The following is a 1525-nucleotide window of genomic DNA, read 5'->3' as shown; positions in this document are numbered from 1 at the left end:
ATGAACGGGGGCGCAATGCATTGGCAGCCTTCTGCTGAACCGCACTCTGCTGAAGGCCGAGGCTTTCGGAATGCCTCATAGCCTCGGCAGGTTGGGCATTTCGTATGGCGCACCATCAAGAAGGCAGGCCGCGATGCGATGAACAGAAAGCTTGAACCGCAGCCGAGGTCACTGTCCACGCAATGCCAGCGGCGTGCGTCCGCGACTTGCGGGTCTAGGCATTGCCCAACTGCCTAGGCATGACAATGCCAAGCCCGGCCTGGCAAATGTCGGAATTGGTGGAAATGGTCGGACGCGCGTCAGCTTCGAGGATCCCCATCGCCTCACCGGCTGACTGTGCCTCTCGCAGTCCCTCTCGGGTCCGAGGCGCTCGAACCACCCGGCACACCTGCGGAAGAGCTGGAAGGAAGGCAGGAAACGGCGGAGCGCGGCCAGAGCAAGGTGTAAACGATATCGACGGGATCGTCGTCTGGTCCGTCGAAATCGATAGGCGGAGCCAGTCGCGTGAAACCGCAACAGGCGAAGAGATCATCTCGAACAAAGCGTGTGGGAAAGCAACGCCATGGCCGACACCCGTCGAGCCGAGGACCGCGGTGCAAAAGACTACGGAAAACCATCTGCTCGTCCAGCCCCGATCTCCGTGCAAGCGTGACTGAGATTCTCGACAAGGCCGAATGCTTTCCCTTTGTGGAGAACAGCTGCTCGTGACGAACAGGTCAACAAGCTTGTGATTGCCCGCTTTCCATGGACCATCTCTTCGTCGATCCGACTACATTGTCGGGGGGTCCATTCCTTGCCTATGACCACGACGGCAAGCTTGTCAGCACCATCTACATGCTGCCGATCACGGATCTCAATCCGCACCCCTCGATGTCAAACAGGCGGACGATGGCAGGCGCCGATATCGCGACCGTTCCACCAGCAGCGCTCAGAAATCTCGCCAAACATCGCTCACCGACAACGGTCTGGGGTCCTTCCTCGCCGACTGGGGTAAGACGGGCAAGCGATCCTTTAATTGCGCGCAGTGGAATTGCTAAAGGAAGCCATCATAAAAATTGCACTCAATTACCGATTAAATTCGTTTGCATGATACCGTCGATGGCGGGAAGCTGCAGTGTGAAAACCACTCACCCCAATGCGTGACATGGTCGGAATATTTGGCGCAAATGGTGCCAAGGACCTGAAGGCGCGCGAGCCAGGCAGAAGGTATCCCGAAGCAGCGGGGATTGGCGCTTCGCCGTACGAGCGATTTTGACGCCAGTTCACCAAGGGAGAAGAAAATGGCTGAAGGCCATACCAAATCAGTCGGACCGGATCTGGCCCAGGGCATCGCGTTGTCCGACCTTCCTGATGGCGGAAAGCTTGTCGGCCGATGTGGCGACGACCAGGTGCTGCTGGTGCGCTGTGGAACCGAGGTGTTCGCGGTCAGCGCGACATGCACCCATTACGGCGGGCCGCTCGCTGACGGTCTCGTGGTGGAGGATACCGTCAGGTGCCCCTGGCATCACGCGTGCTTCGATCTGCG

2 protein-coding genes are annotated in these 1525 nt (G+C 58.9%); both read left to right on the top strand.

The window, feature by feature from the left end:
• Positions 1-744: 744 nt before the first annotated feature.
• On the top strand, positions 745-1143 hold the full coding sequence (locus tag EN935_RS41115) for a hypothetical protein (RefSeq protein WP_164758025.1): 399 nt from the start codon (positions 745-747) through the stop codon (positions 1141-1143).
• 137 nt (positions 1144-1280) lie between these two features.
• The coding region (locus EN935_RS35475) for a Rieske 2Fe-2S domain-containing protein (protein ID WP_164771659.1) at positions 1281-1525 on the top strand (245 nt) is incomplete at its 3' end.

It is taken from the genome of Mesorhizobium sp. M7D.F.Ca.US.004.03.1.1 (assembly GCF_003998635.1).
Lineage (GTDB): Bacteria > Pseudomonadota > Alphaproteobacteria > Rhizobiales > Rhizobiaceae > Mesorhizobium > Mesorhizobium loti.
This window is presented reverse-complemented; position numbering and strand designations above follow the sequence as displayed.